The sequence below is a fragment of the Rathayibacter sp. AY1B8 genome, from assembly GCF_002932775.1.
Taxonomy (GTDB): domain Bacteria; phylum Actinomycetota; class Actinomycetes; order Actinomycetales; family Microbacteriaceae; genus Rathayibacter.
The window spans coordinates 1-16,249 of record NZ_PSWJ01000027.1 but is presented as its reverse complement, the minus strand read 5'-3'; the positions used below and the strand labels follow the sequence as shown (position 1 = coordinate 16,249).

Genomic DNA, 16,249 nt, shown 5'->3' with positions numbered 1-16,249 from the left:
GGCTCGTCCACCTGACTGATTGCTGGCGGCTCGGAAGTACCGGATCGTTCAGCAGATCATCGAGAACGACCAGCGCGCCGAGTTGAGCGTCGCGGACCGCACCGCCGCGTGGGCGCAGCTCGCGTTCGAGGGCGTCACCGCCGCAGCGATCGCCAAGCGCACCGGCACCAAGACAGACGCGGTGAAGAAGGGCCTCGCGGTCGCGGAGTCCGCGACCGTCACGTCCGTTCTGCACGAGCACGAGCTGACCCTGGACCAGGCGGCGGTGCTGTTGGAGTTCAAGGACGACGCCGACGCCCGCGCGAACCTGATCGAGGTCGCCACCCACGACCCGGCCCAGTTCGAGCACACCGCGCAGACCCTCCGCGACGAGGCCGCGCACCAGGCGCTCCTCGCAGCGACCGCCGCCGAGTACACCGGCAACGGCTTCCAGATCCTCACCCGCTCCGACGCCTCCGGCGACCAGGCGACGTGGACGCCGGTGCGGCAGCTGCGCGGCGAGGACGGGAAGAGCGTCACTCCCGAGCAGGTCGCCGCCGCTCCCGGCCGCGGAGTGCTCATCGACACCAGCTGGCGCGGCGAGGTCGAGGTCACCCTCCTGGTTCAGGACCCCACCGCCGCCGGATTCACCTACGCCTACGGAGCCCCCGAGCAGCCGCAGACCGAGGAGGAGGCCGAGGAGGAGCGGGCTGAGAAGTCCGCGGAGCGGAAGGTGCTCATCGCCAACAACAAGGCGTGGAACGCGGCCGAGAAGGTGCGCCGCGAGTGGATCGCGACGTTCCTCGCCCGCAAGACCCTCCCCAAGGACGCGGATCGCATCATCGCCCTCGGTCTCACCGCTCACCGGTTCGCGGTGTCCTCCGGGATGACGGGCGGCAGCGACCTCGCGCACGCGCTGCTGCGCATCGAGCGCCCCTCCGGCTACCGCGCCGACGCCCTCGCGGCGCTGGTCGAGGCGAACCCCGCGAAGGCCCGCCTGGTCGCGCTGGCCGTCGTGCTCGGAGGCCAGGAGGCGCACTCGAGCAAGGAGTCCTGGCGCCGCGGCGACGAGCGCACGGCCGAGCACTTCCGCCAGCTCGCCGCCTGGGGTTACGCGCTCTCCCCGGTCGAGCAGGTCGTCACCGGCGACAGCACCCCCGCCGACGCCGCAGGGCTCAGCTAGCCCACCCGGGGGCGGGGACCGGCTCGCACCGGTCCCCGCCCCTCCTCTTCTCCCACTGCTGCACAGGAAGGCCCCACCATGACCACCACGACCACCGCACCCCGCCCCGCCCACCGCTTCGACCCGTACCAGGAGTGATCGACCTCGAAATCGGGTCGCTTTCCACGGCTGGGGGACCGACGACGAGAACGACGACCACCCTCGACGCTATCGACTGCGCCGACGGCCCACACGAGATCGATCCCGCGTCGCTCGGTGAGAAGCCGATATCGAGTGTCGACGCCACCCCATCGGACGCGGACAACGACACCGTCCGGGTCCTCACAGTGCGCGGAGACCGGGATCCCTCCTGACATCGGCGGGACTTCTCGACGCGCTCGGCCGGTGTCGTCCTCAAGCGCGTCTCGGCTCTGCTGTCCAGTACGGAAATCGTCCTACGGCCGGCCGAGTTCAGCTAGTCGACGGTCATAGCGGGCCAGTTCGGCACGCATCTGCTCGATCGACCTCGGCGTGAAACGCCTCACCTGCATGTCGAGGATCGCATCGGCCACGACGTCGCTGGTCCCGAATGCTGCGGCAACGGCCGCCCTCTCGTCGTCGCGACCTCCCGAGACGCTCGCGCACACCCGGAACAGCTTCTCGGGGTTCTCGATGGCTCTGATGCAGGCGTTGATGATCTCGGTACTCATCACCAGATTCTGACGTTCGCTGTCGTCGTCCATGCGGTCACCGTACCGGCCGAAGCGACCTGCCTCCGGGCGGCGACGGCCTCGCGGCGGGGCGGACGTTCTCGGCGCTCCAGTCGGTCGGGTCGTCGCGGGGATCGCGAGGCCGGGCTTCATGGCGACGACGATGTCCGCGTTCTCGAGGTCCTCCACTGTGACGGCGCGGGGGGTGCGGTCGCTGATGTCGAGACCGAGCTCCGCGACGGTCGCGGCAATCGCGGGGTTCACTGTGTCTGCGGGGGACAGCCCGGCGGTGGTGGCGGTGTAGCGGTCGCCGGCGAGGACTTCGAACACGCCGGCCGCTCCCAACTCGGCGCCCGCGGTCAGCCGAAGCACCAGCATCGCCTGCACGATCCACCTCACCCGGAAAGGGGACTTAGTTAGACCGTCTAGAAAATCTAGGCTGTGACCGCTCGATCGGCGATCCCTGGCTGCTGGTCGTTCGAGGTTGGCGCGCGTTCGGCCAACCGGCAGCGAGGGGTGCACCGACCCGAACGGTTGCACCCCTCGCTGTAATTGTGAAGCCACCAGAGCCCGTTGACGAGAGGGCCCGCAGGCGCCGCGACATTTTCGAGGGTCGATGCCGGTGAGGGTCAGGCGAAAGCGCTGCCCGCCAGCGGATGCGCGAGCAGGATCCCCGCGATGAGGACGAGTGCGGCGCTCGGCAGCACGAACTCGACGGGGCGTTTTCCGTGGCGGCTCAGCGCGGAGGGCGCCAGATGGATGAGCACGCCGACCGTGAGCAGGGCGGCGCACGTGAGAAGACCCCATCCGCCGATGAAGAGCAGACTGACTCCCGGGCCACCCGACTCGGGGATCCCGTACCAGACGGCGTCCGCGATCCAGAGTGTCGCGGCGGCGACGCCGGTTGACGCGAGAGCGACCCAGGACACAACGGAGCTAGAGCCGGTCGAGGTCGATCTCCTGGTGTCCACCTGCCGAACGCTAGGGCAGCCGACGGCGCTGGACAACGAAGCCGGAATGAACAAGAGGTGGACGTGAATCCGTCCGGCGACGGACGGCCGTGCCCCTTCAAGGAGTTGCCGGTGGACTCCCGAGCGCAGCGTCGTCGTGTCTCGTTGCCCTGCGGTCGGGGATCGAGGAGCGGGGAGGGGGAGGCGCCGGCTGGTGGACCGACAGGTCGGCTTCGCTTGCAGTTCCCGCAGCGGAGGATCGCCATGCTCACCGGCGGTGCCGACTCGCTGCCCGTGAGGGGAGCTCTCGCTGAGCTGGCGGATGAGCCGATCGGCGATCGGGTTCAGCCGGTGAGCCGGCGGACCTGTTCAGCGGAGAGCTGGCGGTCGGCGAAGAGCACGACTCGTGCGGTCGGGTCTGGGCTGTGCGCGTCCGGACCCTCCCATCTGAGCGCGAGGCCGAGTCGCTCGATGGTGCGGCGGGAGCGTGCGTTGCGTTCTGCGACGACCGCGGTGACGGGCAGCTCCGGTCGGAGGCGGTGGGCGAGTTCGATGCCGGCGAGGGCGACCTCCTGCGCGTAGCCCTTGCTCCAGTGGTAGGGGTGGAGGGTGAACGCCACATTCCAGGCTGCATCGGAGAGCAGAGTGCATCCACCCATTCCGATCAGATCACGGCTGTCGATGGGGGAGTCGCGCCGGCGGATCACCCAGCTGCTGAGTCCGTCCCGTGTCCACTGGGTCCTTCGATACGCGATCACGGCCCGGGTCTGATCGGCGGAGAGATGGAGGAGGAGCGGATCCTCTTCCGCGATCCGCGGATCGGTGTAGAGGCGGAACAGCTCGTCCAGGTCGGTCTCGGCGGGCCGGCACAGTCGGAGCCGGTCGGTGAGCACGTCGAGGTCCCGTGGGGCACAGGCCTGTCCGTCGCTCACGCTCATGGGATGAGGTTGCCATGACCCGACCGCTCGACCAGCGTTGAGTGCGCATGTGATCCGGTCGCGCGGAGTGGCCCGTACGCGGATCGGTGGCCGGAGGTCCTCAGTTGCTGACGTGAGTCAGAGTCCGCGCGTACTCGATCATCGGATGACCACCGAGCGGATGCGGCGCGGGATCCCCGTGAGGCTCGAAGCCGGACGCCTTGTAAAGCCCTTCCGCCCGATCGTTTCCGGCGCGGACGTGCAGCTTCAGGACGAGGTAGCCGAGCTGAGAGGCGGACTGGACCGCGTCGTCGAGCAGTGTCCGGCCGAGCCGGCGCCCTGTCTCGCTCGGTGCGACGGCGAGCAGTTCGAGCAGCGCACTGTGTCGGCCCGGACCATCGCCCGTGTCGACGGTGAGAGCGAACCCGAGGGGATCCGAGCCGATGACGGCGAACCGAACGAGAGGCCGGTGGAACTTCGCTCGAGCCCTCTCGGCGACCGCGTCGTCCTGACTGCATCCGTCTCGTGCTCTGAGTGCCTCCAGCCAGAGGTCGATGCAGGGCCCGCGATCGTCAGGCGAACCGGCTCGGATCTTCATGCGCTGAGGCTATCGAGGCAGCCATCGGACATGTTCCGAATCCGAGTCGCGTCCTCGTTGTGGACGCCGGCTCGCCGGCTGACGCTGGACAGCAGCTCGCCGAGGCGTGGTCGTGTCACCGAACGAGACGTCGGGCGAAGGACCGGCACATGCTCCGAGGGGCGGGCGTGCGCGAGGAGCGATTCGTACAGTGGAGGTATGAGTGTGATGAAGGAGACGGGTACCGCGCGGCGGAGCGGACGAGGGTGGACGCGGGCTGCGTTCGTGCTGGGCGTTCTCGCCGTCGTGTCCTACGCCGTCGGATACCTGGCGGTGGCCCACCTGTGGGTGGGCGATCCCCTGGTCATCGGAGTCGCGACCACGCTGCAGTACCTTCTCCCGCTGGCCGGCGTCCTCGTCGGTCATCAGGCGCGACGACACGTCGGTCCTCGCTGGGAGTCGACGGTGGGACTCGTGCTCTCCTACCTCTTCCTGGCATTTGCCGTGGTGCCGGTCGTCATCGGCTTGGCCGGACTGCTGCTGGCACGCTGATCGATCGACGACCCGGATCATTCAGCGGTTCACGCGATTCGCCGCCGTCTGAACGATCGGCAGCTTCTTCGCACGAAGGGTGGCGGCGAGGAGCCAGCCGAGGAGGGAAGCGATTCCTGCCGTGACTGCGTATTCCGTGATGAGGCCCGCGGAGGAGGGCCAGGTCGCGTTTCCCGACGCGAGTACCAGTGCGGTGGAGGCGGCGGCGCCGATCGCGAGTCCCAGGCCCAGGAACGCGGCCGCCTGCCCGATGCGCGGGAAGCGGAGTGTCCGCCGGTCGAGCCAGAGACTCGAGGGAAGCCACAGGAGTGCGCCCGCGACAGTGAACGCAGCTGCCGTGCCCGCGATGAGCCCTGCTGCGGACCCGCCCGATACATCCCAGCTGCCCGCGGTTCGCACCAGCGCGAGGACCGCAACGGCAGGCCACGCCAGAATGCCCCATGCCAGTTCTCGTGTTTCCATGAGCATCATGGTCCGGCACGTCGGTGAACACGCCATGAATCAGAACGTTCAGCACTCCACGATCATGTGTTCCGTGAGGGGATGGTTGAGCGGGCCATCTTCGTCGTCCGCGTGGACTCATCCCTCCACAGGACCGGGGCACGTCTCGGGGCTGAAATCGGAGGTTGCGGTGGTTGCGTCCGGGCAGAGGCCGGTGGTCCAACCGTGATCATCCGCGTAGGAGTTGTATTCGTTTGTCAGAGAGAAGACGATCCCTGCGTTCCAGGGTGCCGTGTAGGCGAAAGAGACGACGGGATCCCCTTCATCCGTGAGAGAACTCCAGGCGAGCTCCGCCTCCTCGCCCGCTGCTGCTGCCGTGTCGAGGCATGCGACCGCGTTGATGGGCACGAGCTCGGTGTGATCAAGCACGAACTCTCCGCAGGTGTCGGCAGCGTTGCCTTCCTGCACGATCAGCGGCGCGTCGCGCAACGCGCGAGCTGCCCGGATCGGATCACCCTCCGGAGCTGGTGAACCTGAGCACGCGGCGAGCATCAGTGCGCCAGCAGCAATGAGCGCCGTAGCGGCGCAATGCCGTCCCGCCATTCCCTCGCCTGTTCGTTTCACGGCGCCACCGTACTCAAGACCGCGCCTTTGTCTACTTGCAACCGGCAGGCGGGGCCGGCACCGTCCCGTATCGGGATGGTTCACCGGGCCGATCTGGTGCCCGGCCGTGGAAGACTCGTTGGGCCGACGACAGCGGAGCGTGACGCCAGTGACTTCAGTAGTGAGCCTCATCCGCTCCAACAGCCTCTCCGGCGCAGCGCAGTATGCGTACGCCGCGACAGTTCCCGCCGGCTCGCGCATGATCTTCCTCGCCGGAGATGTTGCACTGGACGCGGTAGATCCCCTGCCCCGGAGTTGCCGTCACTTCGTCCCTAGTCTTTTCCTATGAACGCATCGAGCTCATTGCCCTCTCTTGACGGTTACCGCTTCGCGGCTGTCCGCGACACAGTCGGCGGCGAAGTAGGACCTGAGACTGTCTTCGACTACCACGAAGCGGACGGCGAGGTGTGGGCCACCTACGCCGGCGGCGCAGTCCGGCGGGGATTCCTTGTCGGCACTCGAACCGGTGACACGGTGGCGTTCCGCTACTGCCAGCTCAACGAGGACGGCGAGACCTCGACGGGATCCTGCGTCTCCAAGATTGTTCTCGACCCAACCGGGCTGCTTCGAATGAAGGAGACGTGGGCCTGGGAATCAAAACCCGGTAATGGCACCAGCGAAGTCACGGAGATCATCGTCCCTCGCCTAGCATCGGTCGTCACAGAACCCCGAACCCGACCCTTTCACGAGTCGTAGAATGAGTGACAAGTTATAGGACAACACTGCTCGGCGCGCCGCGTTTGTGGAGTTGATCGCTAAGTGGCGGCGTCTCTTGATCGTTGCGTGGCGCTAGTTGCCGATGACGAGGATGCTGGCAGCGGCTTCGATGACGTCGTCGGTGATGGTTTCGAGGTCGTTGATCTTGAGCACGCGGGCTATCTGCGGAAAGAGTCGTTCGAGTAGGCGGAAGTTGCCGCGGGTGATGCGTTCGATGGAGGCGATGGCTTGGGCGTCGGTGAAGTCGTCGGGGTCGAGGGTGCGGCCGAGGCGCTTCCAGTGGCGGTCGAGGACGAAGAGGAGTTCGTCGCGACCGAGGGCGCGGTAATGGTGGGAGAAGCCGAGGCGGCTGTAGAGCTGCGGGTAGTGGCGGAAGCGTTGGTCGATGCCGGGCATGCCGATCAGAATTATGGAGAGGTGTTCGCGGTCGTGTCGGTCGCGGAGCAGCTCGAGTGCGGTGGGTGTGAGTCGTTCGGCTTCGTCGATGATGAGTAGCTCGACGAGGTGAGCCACTGGTCGTGCTTTGAAAGGCGGGTCAGGTTCGAGGGAGCGCAGATGTTCGTCGGCGCAGAGGCCGACTTTGATTTGCCAATGGTCGATGTCGTGCATGAGGTCTTTGGGTCGGCAGAGTACTTCGGGTGTGTAGAACACGGTGCGGGATCGGTTGGCGAGGGCGTAGTGCTTGGCGTCGTGATCTCCTCGCGGGCCCCATTCGTTGATGTAGGGCTCGAGAGCGTCCCAGTTCGCATAGCGGCGGGCGGAGTTGGTCTTGCCGACACCAGCATCACCGTGACAGATGCCGATGGTTCGTTCCTCGCGGACGGCGTTGGCGAACTCGGTGAAGCGTCGGTGCTCTTTGGTCACGATGAAGGCCTGGTTCATCACTCGTCCTCTTCATAGGTGCGTAGCCGGCGCCGATGGGGAACGGGCGCGACGCTGTGCGGCTCCTCCCGGACGGTGGCGGTGGGAATGCGGTCGTTGATGACGTGCCGGAGTCGTCGTCGGCGGGCGCGGCGGGCGGCTTCGATGTCGCGGAGGCTGAGTCGGAGGTTGGGGTGAGCTTCGTCGACGGCAACACAGACGAAGGTGTCGCGGTCGTAGACCCGGATCTCTGAGACGTCACGTGGGTCATATCGAATCGTGACGGTGTGCCCGACGAAGGGTGCGAGCGTCGGGGCGAGGTAGCGCTGGCCCTGGAAGTGAACGCCATCGCGCTGCACGACGCGATTCTTCGGAACAGTGAGAAGAAGCCCATCGAGCTGTTCGAGGCCGTCAGGCATACGCGGGAGCCAGCCGTCAGCAACCCATGCGTCTCGCGGAGAGGCTTCGAGCTCGCGATGCGGGCGCTCGTTGTAGGTCCTGACGAAGGCGCCGATCGCCTGGTCGAGGGCCGCCAGATCAAGTACTGGGTGGGGGCTTCTGCTGCCGGGCCCGAGGTGCCCCGGGAGGGTAGCGAGGAGTTCGGTGTTGATGGTGCGGAAGAAGCGTTCGATCTTGCCGCAGCCCTGGGGTCTGCCGACGATGGAATGGATGATGCGGATGCGCAGCTCGATGGCGGTGCGCTCGAGGTGGTGGCTGGTGAAGTCGGAGCCGTGGTCGACGTGGAGAACGTCAGGTATCCCGCACATAGCCCACGTCGGGTCGGGCTTTCTCCAGATCGCCTGACGGAGAGCAAGTGCTGTGTTCATCGCGGACGGTGCCCCGGCGAAGACGATGTAGCCGCAGATCGCGCGCGAATAGTCGTCCATCACGATCGTCAGCCACGGCCGATCGGGCGCGCCCCCGGTGCCCATGATGAGGATGTCGAGTTCGGTGTGATCCGCCTGCCACATGTGGTTGGGACGTTCGGCGCGTCGGCGAAACACCAGCTCGTGCTTGTCTCGATAGGCGGCCGGTCCTTCCAACGCGAGTGTTACGAGCGCCGGGTCTAGAGCTTGCACGATTTCCCTGACGGTGGCGTAGCTCGGCGCCGACAGGCCATGATGATCTGCTTCAGCGCTTGCTAGGCGGTGCAGCGTGGTCAGCGCTGGTCGCGGCCTGCTCAAAGCCAGTCGTTCGATGAACGCCAAGAGCTCAGGCGGCGTTCGACGTACACCAGCGTCCGATCGCTGGTGCGGATCGAGAGCAGTGACGCCGCTTTCTCGGTAGAGCTGATGCCAGCGCTGTAGTGTGCGGAGGCCGATGCCGATGTCTCGTGCGAGGGCGGCGAGGGGTATCTGATCTTCGACGTGAAGTCGGAGAATTCGCCACCGCTCGTCACCGTCCATGGCATTTGCTACATGGCGGTGCTCTCGCGGCCGGCGAGGGCTTGCTGGTGACGGTAGAGGGTGGCGCGACTCCAGCCAACGAGTCGTGCTGCGTCTTCGGCGGTGCGGCCCTTCGCTCGAGCATCGGAGGCGATGGCGAGCTTGTCGGCGATTACTGCAGGATCGGACAGTGGGCGGCCGAAGCGTGTGCCGTTCTGCCGCGCCGCTGCGATCCCCGCATTCACCCGCTCGACGATCAGTTCGCGCTCGTACTCGGCGAGGGTGGCCAGCATGTTGAGCATCAGCCGGCCCGTCGACGTCGCCGGATCGATGCCATCAGAGATAGACCGGACGTGGATGCCGCGGTCACGCAGCAGGTTCACCGTGTTCAGGACGTCCATCAAGGAGCGGCCAAGCCGATCAACTCGCCACACGACCACGGTGTCACCGGACTCTGCATGCTCGAGGAGCTTCTTCATCCCTCGGCGCTCGATCGCGGTCTTGCTCCCGGAGGTGACATCAGCGAACACGTCGCGCTTTTGAACGCCGACAGCCACCAGCGCGTCGAGCTGCAACTGCGCATCCTGACTCGATGTGCTCACGCGGGTGTATCCAAGAAGTCTCACTCGACCAGTGTGACTCAAAAACCCCTCGCAGTCATGACCCTGAGACGGTTTCTGTTGAGACGCATTTTCGAGACATCTGCGACCTCGGAATCGCGCGGACCCGACACCGCGACAGCGATGCCGACCGGGCGTCTCAGAAAGCTGTTGTTTTCCGAGATGCAGTTGATGTTGCAGGTACGGTGTCTCCGTGCCGAATAGTTTCGCTCCCGTGGACCCCGTCGCGCTCACGCAGTCTTTGATCCGATGTGCTTCGGTCACCCCGAGCGACGACGGAGCCCTCGATGTCGTGGCAGGCGTACTTGAGAGCCTTGGCTTCATCGTTCATCGGCTGGACTTCGATGGCACCCCGAATCTCTACGCCCGCCGAGGAATCGACGGACCGCACCTGTGCTTCGCCGGTCACACCGATGTCGTTCCCCCAGGCTCTAACGAGTGGAGCTCCGACCCCTTCGATGCGACACTCCGCGACGGGACGATCATCGGTCGAGGTGCCAGCGATATGAAGGGCGCCATCGCCGCTTTCCTCGCAGCGGTCTCGCAGACGCAGCCCGAAGTGCTCGACCTTGGGTCGGTCAGCCTCCTGATCACCGGAGACGAAGAGGGGCCGGCCACGGGTGGCACCGTGCGTGTGCTCGAGTGGCTCGCCGATCGCGGCGACATGCCGGACTTCACCCTTGTCGGCGAAGCGACGAACCCGGAGCGTATCGGCGACGTGATCAAGATCGGACGGCGCGGAAGCCTTAACGCCAACCTGACGGTGCGCGGGTTCCAGGGGCACGTTGCCTACCCCCACCTCGTCGACAACCCGGTGCACCGCCTCATCCGCGTTCTCAACCGACTCGCCACAACACCACTCGACGAGGGGTCCGAGTGCTTCGAGCCGTCGAGTCTCCAGATCACCACGATCGACGTCGGCAATGCGGCGAACAACATGGTGCCCGCCGAAGCAACCGCGCATCTGAACATTCGCTTTAACGACCTTCATTCAGCCGAGAGCCTCGAGGGCTTGATCCGCCGGGCGGCAGAAGAGTTCGCAACCGACTTCACCCTCTTAGTCGAGGTAAGTGGCGACCCCTTCATCACTGCTGGATCGAGCCACGTCGCGCTGTTATCCGAGGCGGTAACATCCGTGACCGGGCGAACTCCCTCGTTGGATACCGGCGGAGGAACTTCCGATGCGCGATTCATCGCCCACTATGGCGAGGTCGCCGAATTCGGCCTCATCAGCAGCACAATCCATCAGATCGACGAACACGTCGTGGTAAGCGATCTGCACCAGCTCACAGTGATTTACCGCACGTTTCTCGCGAAATTCCTGACTCGCTGAAATCCTCGGTGATCCGACGCACGCGTAGCGCGACGTCAAGGAGCGATCAAAGACTGCCGCCACAAAGCGATCAACTCCACACCGCGTTGACGCTGGCTTGTCACGTATTCGGCCGTATAAGTGACAGGAGCCAGCGGTGCTCGTCGGGTACATGCGCGTCTCGAAGACCGACGGGACGCAGACCACCGATCCGCAGCGCGACGCGCTGCTCGCGGCCGGCGTCGAGGATGCTCAGCTGTACTCCGACCTCGCATCCGGCCGGAAGGATGATCGCCCGGGCCTGCTGTCGTGCCTGAAAGCACTGCGCGAGGGCGACACGCTCGTGGTGTGGAAGCTCGACCGGCTCGGACGCGACCTGCACCACCTCGTGAACACGGTCCATGACCTCACCGCCCGCGGCATCGGGCTGAAAGTGCTCACGGGTCAGGGGGCGGCGATCGACACGACCACCGCGGCCGGCAAGCTGGTCTTCGGGATCTTCGCGGCCCTCGCCGAGTTCGAGCGCGAGCTCATCTCCGAACGAACCATCGCGGGCCTCGCGTCCGCTCGAGCACGGGGTCGGGTCGGCGGGCGCCCGTTCACCATGACGCCCGCCAAGGTGCGACTCGCAATGGCGTCGATGGGCAAGCCGGAAACGAACATCGGCGCTCTCTGCACAGAACTCGGCATCTCCCGCCAGACGTTCTACCGCCACGTCTCGCCCACGGGTGAGGTGCGACCAGACGGCCTCCGCGTCCTCGGGCGGAAGACCACCTAGACGCAGCTGGCCGACGTCGGCGTACGCTCCGAAAGACGGCTCCGGTAGTTGTGCAGACGACCTTGAAGATCTGTGCAGAGGACCTCGAGAACTGACAACCGCGAACGTCATCAGATCGTTGAAAGGTTGACTGATCAGCGTCCCGTTAAGGGATGGTCGACCGGACGGCCGGTAGGGGTCGTTCTCACATGCTCGTCCGCGCGGTCGACGTGAGGAACGGGGTGGTTAGTACCGGCGGATAGAGACGTTCTCACCGAGGCTCGTCCAGTCGAGGCCATCAGCGTCGTCCGGACCGGCGCCATCGGTGTGTATCTGAACGACCCATGCTCCGTTCAGCGACAACTCATCCCCACAGCCGCTTCCGTCTTCGTTGTCGCCTTCTCCGTCCACGATCACGCACCGGCCTCCGGTCGTGATCTGCGACCCGATCCAGACTTCCAATCCGTAGGCTGAGCCGACGTAACGGATCGAGGCGGGGTCGTAGCCGTCTCCTACAGTGCCGACGTCGGGAAGAGCGTCTCGCTCGTCTTGTGCCCGCTTGAAATCGGAGTAGGCCTCGGTATCGGGGCCGGAACACCCGGCCATGAGCGTCGTCGTGAGCGCCATCACTGCGGCTCCGGTCACCCACCTCAGGCGCGTTGTCGATTCCACCGCATCCCCCTGTGCCTCGTCAGCACAACGTACCGCGCTGCGAAGGAGAGGAGCGCTGGCACTGTAACGATGGGTCTTCTTCCGAGTCTCGCACCCACGGGAGAGTCGATGGAGCGTCCCGTATGGGGATCGTTCACCGGTACACGCGCACGCAGCAGAACCGGCTGTCGTTCCTCGCGGTCGCCTGCACGACTCTTCGTGCCGTTGCGGCACTCGTGCAGACGACCGTGAACATTCGAATGCTCGAGGTCGTCTGCACAAGCGACGCGAGCATGGCGTCCTTTGCCCGGTGGGGCTAGGGGATCGGTCGGCTCGCCCAGGCTGATTCTGTAGGAGGTCGGTTCTAGCGTGGATCGAGGCCATGGAACGTGTCGGGGAAGTTGTCGAGCCAGCGCCATCGGTCGATCGGCCACGTGATCGCGACGGCTCGGCCGGTCACATTATCGATCGGCACGAAGCCCTTGGAGGGCGTGCCCTGTTGGAGGCGGGAGTCGGCGGAGTTCTCCCGGTTGTCGCCCATCACCCAGAGCCCATCGGCAGGCACGGTGACATCGAACGGGATACTCGACGCGGCCGGGGCGTTCTCGCCGTCCTTGATGTACGAGGCCTCGTCGAGGGGCTGCCCGTTCACGGTCATCTGCCCCAACGGCGTGCAGCAGACGACGTGATCGCCAGGAAGCCCGATCAGCCGCTTGATGAGGTGATCGTTGGTCTCCTCGGGCGCCAGTCCCACCGCCTGCAGCGTGTTCTCGAACAGCCCGGCGATGGACGTGTCCTCGGCCTGCGGGACGGGCTGAAGCCATCCGCCCGGGTCCTTGAACACGATGACGTCTCCGCGGGAGAGGGGCACGACATCGGGGACGAGCTCGTTGACGATGATGCGGTCGTCCTGCACCAGCGTGTTGTTCATCGAAGACGACGGAATGTAGAACGACCGCACGAGGAACGTCTTGACCAGGCTGGAAACCAGAACCGCTACCAGGACGATGACCACCACGTCTCGGAGGAACAGCAGCGCCCCGTGCCGCCGCCGCTGCGGCGGGCGTCGGCTGGTCAGGGGCACGGACTCAGCCGGCGTCGTCATGCTGAGAAGGCTACGTCCGCCGGTCCTGCTTGAAAGACCACTGCTCAGACCCTCCACGAGAAAGAAGTGCGGGACGCGTCGAGTCGTCCGCAGCGTCCGCCGCGGGCGGCCAAGGCGGTCGTCCCGTATGGGGATCCCTGCACGGTCACTAGTCGGCGCAGCTATCGCCCCCTCAGCCGCCGGTGGGTAGCTGCGGCGTCTCGAAGAAGAGGTACGGCAGGAAGTGGAGTGTCACTGAGGCGGCGATGCCGATGACCGGCACGATCCAGTAGCGCTGGCGAGGGTGAGCGAGTCGGCGGACGGTGATGAAGGCGACGACGGGTGTCACGAGGGCCGGCACCCATGCGCCAAGCGTTGCCCACTGCACGGCTGGTCCGAAATCGCGCAGGTCCTGTGCTTCATCGAAGGCCGGGTGCATCAGGTTGCCGTAGTGCAGCAGCGTGAACGGGACCAGGGCGACGGCGAGTGCGAAGTGAACGACCGCGAAGACACCGATTCGGAAGCGAGCGCGGTCGAGGTCTATTGCGAAGGCCGGAGAGGTCACGAGCGAAGACTAGCCAGTGAGGACGGTCTGCTTGCTAGGTAACCGCGAGAGGTCCGCCCGCCGATCGAGACGTCCGTATGGGGATCGTTCACCGGTACACGCATGAGCGACACCGACCGCCGCGAAATGTAGAGATGATCGCTCTGTGGCGGTGTTCTGCGATCGCATTATGGCGGCAGAGAGCGCTCGTTTGGAGCACACCTCAACTTGGCGTCAGGCGGGCTCGCTTAGCGAGTTGTCTCGTCCATCGAGTCGGGAGCCTGCTCGGGAGAGATCTCTGCGTCTTCGTGGCGGGCATTGCGCAGGGGGGAGAGTGCGACGATGAGCGCGGCTGCGGTGAAGGCGATCGCCGCCGCTCCGATCGTCAGGTTGTAGCCCCAAGCCGTTACGAGGACGCCGGTCAACAGCGCACCGAAGAGAAACACGACGCGATTCGCTGTGCGGATGGTGGAGTTCATGCGGCCCTGGATCTCGTCGGGCGCGATCGCTTGCCGGTATCCCGTGTCGTTGGCATCCTCAATACCCATCGACAGCCCGTAGACGAACTGCACGGCGCAGACGACGGGAAGCAGGAGACCGAGGCCGCTGTCGACGTCGAGGGGAAGAACGGCGAGTGCCAGCCAGGGCAGGATGACGAGCGCACGGCCCAGCAGGATCGCACGACCCGCTCCGACCCGCGCCCCGACAGCAGGTGCGACGAGAGCTCCGAGGAGGCCACCGACGCCGCCGAACGCGAGCGAGACGCCGAACGCCCAAGCGGGCAGGGACAGCTCTCGGAGAACGAACACCGCGAACACCGTCGTCACGATGCTGTTGCCGAGGAACCAGGCGTGGACGGAGAGCGCGAGCGGCCGGAGGGTGCGGTGCCGGTAGGTGAATCGCATTCCCTCGAGGATGTCGTGACCGATGTGACGGCCTGGTGCGCGGCGATCGGGCCGGCGCTCCTCCACCTTGATGCGTGATTGCAGCACCGCCGACACCGCGTTGATGGCAGCGTCGAAGGCGAGCAGGAGTGGTGAGCCGATCAGGTTGAGCAGTGCTCCGCCGAGCGCGGGTCCTGCCGTTCCCGCCAGGGTCTCGCTCTGGCCCAGTCGCGCGTTGGCCATCACCAAGGACGACCGGGGAACGATCTGCGGGAGGAACGGCTGCGCGGCGGAGTCCGCGAACAAGGTCAGGACACCGAGCAGCAGGACTGCCGCGGCGAGTGACCAGAAGGTGAGCGCATCGAGAAGGAGAAGGACGGGGATCATTCCCAGAATCAGCGCACGCCCGATGCTGGTGACGACCAACGTCCGCTGGCGCCGCCACCGATCCATGAGCGCGCCCACGATCAGACCGAACAGCAGGTACGGCACTACGCCGAGCGCCGCGAGAATGCTGATCTCCGCAGGCGTTGCGTTCAGTACCGAGACGATCAGCACCTGGAACGCGACACCCGCGATCGCACTGCCGAAAGAGCGGATGGTCGTTGCGCTCCAGAACAGCGCGAAGGGCGGAAGGCCGAGCACTTCGCGCGGACCGTTCATCGGAACCCTCCGGGCAGCCGATCCATCTCTACGGTCCGCCGCGCATCAATCATTGGTGCCCCTCACGATTCAGTCCACTCTCCCAGAACAGCGGCCTGAGAGGATGTGGTGTCCGGTAGGGGATCGTTGAGCGGTCACCCGAACGCCGATCAGTAGACCGATGCACGCCGCATTGCTACGGCGAGACGATAGAACCCCTGAGAGTCACCGTCTGTCACCATTCGTCGCCCAGCTTGCGGAGCCCGTTGTCTTCCGGCAGGGACTGGCGCGAGTAGTCGTGCAGAACGTCGGGCGACGCAGTTTCGCGTCCGTCACGTTCAGCTTGGCGGATGGCCGCGATGACGACGCATGTCACAGCCACGATCAACGCCGCAGCAGTCGTCAACGTCATCCATATCGGCTGAACGGTTGACCCATCCGAGCACAGCGGGTTCCAGAGGAACCCCTCTCCCGTCAGGCTGCCTCCGCCGCGGGTCCTGCACGTCTCGCTCGGGTCCCACATGTAGATGGAGGCTACGGCTCCCACGGCGGCTGCAAGCCCACCGAAAACCAAGGCGAGAACGATGGGCGTCGCTGCACTCGGTCGCGGGGGCTCTCCAACGTTCATCGGGACATCATGCACCGCGCTCCACCAGATTGATCAAGAGCCGGAACGTCAGGCCCGGTATCGAGTGGCCCGCGTGGAGGTCATCGCGCCGCGACGGTGAGGTTCAATTCTTCGCCGACGCGCAGAATTTCGTCGGAAGGGAAGCGGAACGGGTTGAGGTAGAACAGGTCATCGGCCGTCATGTCGAATCGTGCCGCGACGTCCTCTGCGAGG

21 protein-coding genes are annotated in these 16,249 nt (G+C 65.8%); 7 read left to right on the top strand and 14 right to left on the bottom strand.

The window, feature by feature from the left end; all coding sequences use genetic code 11:
- The first annotated feature begins 19 nt into the window (after nucleotides 1-19).
- Together C5C63_RS14075 and C5C63_RS16755 are read left to right on the top strand one after the other, a co-directional pair.
- Nucleotides 20-1,162, top strand: a complete 1,143-nt coding sequence (locus tag C5C63_RS14075; RefSeq protein WP_104326275.1) for a hypothetical protein — start codon at nucleotides 20-22, stop codon at nucleotides 1,160-1,162.
- Nucleotides 1,163-1,296: 134 nt separating this feature from the next.
- A complete protein-coding gene (locus C5C63_RS16755) occupies nucleotides 1,297-1,515 on the top strand; it encodes a hypothetical protein (RefSeq protein WP_146086397.1) in 219 nt (72 codons plus the stop codon).
- An 81-nt stretch (nucleotides 1,516-1,596) separates the two neighbouring features.
- On the opposite strand, the gene C5C63_RS14070 is transcribed toward C5C63_RS16755, so the two are convergent.
- From C5C63_RS14070 to C5C63_RS14055, 4 genes are all read right to left on the bottom strand, one after another.
- The gene (locus C5C63_RS14070; protein ID WP_258060023.1) at nucleotides 1,597-2,250 is read right to left on the bottom strand and encodes a low molecular weight phosphatase family protein; all 654 of its coding nucleotides are present in this window, start codon (nucleotides 2,248-2,250) and stop codon (nucleotides 1,597-1,599) included.
- Between the two features lie 230 nt (nucleotides 2,251-2,480).
- The gene (locus tag C5C63_RS14065; RefSeq protein WP_104223378.1) at nucleotides 2,481-2,780 is read right to left on the bottom strand and encodes a hypothetical protein; all 300 of its coding nucleotides are present in this window, start codon (nucleotides 2,778-2,780) and stop codon (nucleotides 2,481-2,483) included.
- A gap of 365 nt (nucleotides 2,781-3,145) precedes the next feature.
- Nucleotides 3,146-3,739 carry a GNAT family N-acetyltransferase gene (locus C5C63_RS14060; RefSeq protein WP_104326274.1) on the bottom strand — a complete coding sequence of 198 codons (594 nt, stop codon included), beginning with the start codon at nucleotides 3,737-3,739 and terminating at the stop codon, nucleotides 3,146-3,148.
- A gap of 100 nt (nucleotides 3,740-3,839) precedes the next feature.
- Nucleotides 3,840-4,316 (bottom strand): GNAT family N-acetyltransferase, encoded by a 477-nt coding sequence (locus C5C63_RS14055; RefSeq protein ID WP_104326273.1) that lies wholly within the window; start codon nucleotides 4,314-4,316, stop codon nucleotides 3,840-3,842.
- A gap of 198 nt (nucleotides 4,317-4,514) precedes the next feature.
- On the opposite strand from C5C63_RS14055, the gene C5C63_RS14050 reads away from it, so the two are divergent.
- A complete protein-coding gene (locus C5C63_RS14050) occupies nucleotides 4,515-4,847 on the top strand; it encodes a hypothetical protein (RefSeq protein ID WP_104226378.1) in 333 nt (110 codons plus the stop codon).
- 21 nt (nucleotides 4,848-4,868) lie between these two features.
- On the opposite strand, the gene C5C63_RS14045 is transcribed toward C5C63_RS14050, so the two are convergent.
- The gene (locus C5C63_RS14045) at nucleotides 4,869-5,318 is read right to left on the bottom strand and encodes a hypothetical protein (protein ID WP_104326272.1); all 450 of its coding nucleotides are present in this window, start codon (nucleotides 5,316-5,318) and stop codon (nucleotides 4,869-4,871) included.
- Between the two features lie 108 nt (nucleotides 5,319-5,426).
- Nucleotides 5,427-5,912: a hypothetical protein gene (locus tag C5C63_RS14040; RefSeq protein ID WP_146078480.1), complete on the bottom strand. Its 486-nt coding sequence runs from the start codon at nucleotides 5,910-5,912 to the stop codon at nucleotides 5,427-5,429.
- Between the two features lie 324 nt (nucleotides 5,913-6,236).
- Between C5C63_RS14040 and C5C63_RS14030 the strand changes: the two genes are divergently transcribed.
- Entirely contained in the window at nucleotides 6,237-6,647 is a 411-nt protein-coding gene (locus C5C63_RS14030; protein WP_104326270.1) for a hypothetical protein, read from the top strand.
- Between the two features lie 93 nt (nucleotides 6,648-6,740).
- On the opposite strand, the gene C5C63_RS14025 is transcribed toward C5C63_RS14030, so the two are convergent.
- From C5C63_RS14025 to C5C63_RS14015, 3 genes are read right to left on the bottom strand one after another with little or no spacing between them, the layout of a single operon-like run.
- Nucleotides 6,741-7,550 carry an AAA family ATPase gene (locus C5C63_RS14025; RefSeq protein WP_104326269.1) on the bottom strand — a complete coding sequence of 270 codons (810 nt, stop codon included), beginning with the start codon at nucleotides 7,548-7,550 and terminating at the stop codon, nucleotides 6,741-6,743.
- Nucleotides 7,550-8,935: a Mu transposase C-terminal domain-containing protein gene (locus C5C63_RS14020; protein WP_104292381.1), complete on the bottom strand. Its 1,386-nt coding sequence runs from the start codon at nucleotides 8,933-8,935 to the stop codon at nucleotides 7,550-7,552. The genes C5C63_RS14025 and C5C63_RS14020 overlap by 1 nt, the downstream gene beginning before the upstream one ends.
- An 8-nt stretch (nucleotides 8,936-8,943) precedes the next feature.
- Nucleotides 8,944-9,540, bottom strand: a complete 597-nt coding sequence (locus C5C63_RS14015; protein ID WP_104223370.1) for a recombinase family protein — start codon at nucleotides 9,538-9,540, stop codon at nucleotides 8,944-8,946.
- A gap of 208 nt (nucleotides 9,541-9,748) precedes the next feature.
- Between C5C63_RS14015 and dapE the strand changes: the two genes are divergently transcribed.
- Nucleotides 9,749-10,867, top strand: coding sequence for a succinyl-diaminopimelate desuccinylase (gene dapE, locus C5C63_RS14010; RefSeq protein WP_219815304.1), 1,119 nt, complete (start codon nucleotides 9,749-9,751; stop codon nucleotides 10,865-10,867).
- 136 nt (nucleotides 10,868-11,003) lie between these two features.
- Nucleotides 11,004-11,624 (top strand): recombinase family protein, encoded by a 621-nt coding sequence (locus C5C63_RS14005; protein WP_104292382.1) that lies wholly within the window; start codon nucleotides 11,004-11,006, stop codon nucleotides 11,622-11,624.
- A 225-nt stretch (nucleotides 11,625-11,849) separates the two neighbouring features.
- Here the strand turns inward: C5C63_RS14005 and C5C63_RS14000 are convergent, their stop codons facing one another.
- Nucleotides 11,850-12,275 carry a hypothetical protein gene (locus C5C63_RS14000; RefSeq protein WP_146078481.1) on the bottom strand — a complete coding sequence of 142 codons (426 nt, stop codon included), beginning with the start codon at nucleotides 12,273-12,275 and terminating at the stop codon, nucleotides 11,850-11,852.
- Between the two features lie 122 nt (nucleotides 12,276-12,397).
- Between C5C63_RS14000 and C5C63_RS17135 the strand changes: the two genes are divergently transcribed.
- Complete coding sequence (locus C5C63_RS17135) at nucleotides 12,398-12,574, top strand: hypothetical protein (RefSeq protein WP_181068376.1); 177 nt, start codon at nucleotides 12,398-12,400, stop codon at nucleotides 12,572-12,574.
- Nucleotides 12,575-12,618: 44 nt separating this feature from the next.
- Here C5C63_RS17135 and lepB read toward each other — a convergent pair whose 3' ends face one another.
- The 4 genes from lepB to C5C63_RS17130 all read right to left on the bottom strand — a co-directional run bounded on the left by lepB (nucleotide 12,619) and on the right by C5C63_RS17130 (nucleotide 15,820).
- Nucleotides 12,619-13,359, bottom strand: coding sequence for a signal peptidase I (lepB, locus tag C5C63_RS13995; RefSeq protein WP_104292384.1), 741 nt, complete (start codon nucleotides 13,357-13,359; stop codon nucleotides 12,619-12,621).
- Nucleotides 13,360-13,531: 172 nt separating this feature from the next.
- Complete coding sequence (locus C5C63_RS13990) at nucleotides 13,532-13,903, bottom strand: hypothetical protein (protein ID WP_104292385.1); 372 nt, start codon at nucleotides 13,901-13,903, stop codon at nucleotides 13,532-13,534.
- 227 nt (nucleotides 13,904-14,130) lie between these two features.
- A complete protein-coding gene (locus C5C63_RS13985) occupies nucleotides 14,131-15,429 on the bottom strand; it encodes an MFS transporter (protein ID WP_104263149.1) in 1,299 nt (432 codons plus the stop codon).
- A 214-nt stretch (nucleotides 15,430-15,643) separates the two neighbouring features.
- Entirely contained in the window at nucleotides 15,644-15,820 is a 177-nt protein-coding gene (locus C5C63_RS17130; RefSeq protein WP_181068434.1) for a hypothetical protein, read from the bottom strand.
- Nucleotides 15,821-16,249 lie beyond the last annotated feature (429 nt).

Excerpts from the sequence above, each read along its gene's own strand:
- C5C63_RS14030 (WP_104326270.1), top strand. The coding sequence starts at position 6,237 with ATGAACGCATCGAGCTCATTGCCCTCTCTTGACGGTTACCGCTTCGCG.
- C5C63_RS17135 (WP_181068376.1), top strand. The coding sequence starts at position 12,398 with ATGGGGATCGTTCACCGGTACACGCGCACGCAGCAGAACCGGCTGTCG.
- C5C63_RS14055 (WP_104326273.1), bottom strand. The coding sequence starts at position 4,316 with ATGAAGATCCGAGCCGGTTCGCCTGACGATCGCGGGCCCTGCATCGAC.
- C5C63_RS14020 (WP_104292381.1), bottom strand. The coding sequence starts at position 8,935 with ATGGACGGTGACGAGCGGTGGCGAATTCTCCGACTTCACGTCGAAGAT.
- lepB (WP_104292384.1), bottom strand. The coding sequence starts at position 13,359 with ATGACGACGCCGGCTGAGTCCGTGCCCCTGACCAGCCGACGCCCGCCG.
- C5C63_RS14050 (WP_104226378.1), top strand. The coding sequence starts at position 4,515 with ATGAGTGTGATGAAGGAGACGGGTACCGCGCGGCGGAGCGGACGAGGG.
- C5C63_RS14060 (WP_104326274.1), bottom strand. The coding sequence starts at position 3,739 with ATGAGCGTGAGCGACGGACAGGCCTGTGCCCCACGGGACCTCGACGTG.
- C5C63_RS17130 (WP_181068434.1), bottom strand. The coding sequence starts at position 15,820 with ATGACGTTGACGACTGCTGCGGCGTTGATCGTGGCTGTGACATGCGTC.
- C5C63_RS13985 (WP_104263149.1), bottom strand. The coding sequence starts at position 15,429 with ATGAACGGTCCGCGCGAAGTGCTCGGCCTTCCGCCCTTCGCGCTGTTC.
- C5C63_RS14025 (WP_104326269.1), bottom strand. The coding sequence starts at position 7,550 with ATGAACCAGGCCTTCATCGTGACCAAAGAGCACCGACGCTTCACCGAG.
- C5C63_RS14045 (WP_104326272.1), bottom strand. The coding sequence starts at position 5,318 with ATGATGCTCATGGAAACACGAGAACTGGCATGGGGCATTCTGGCGTGG.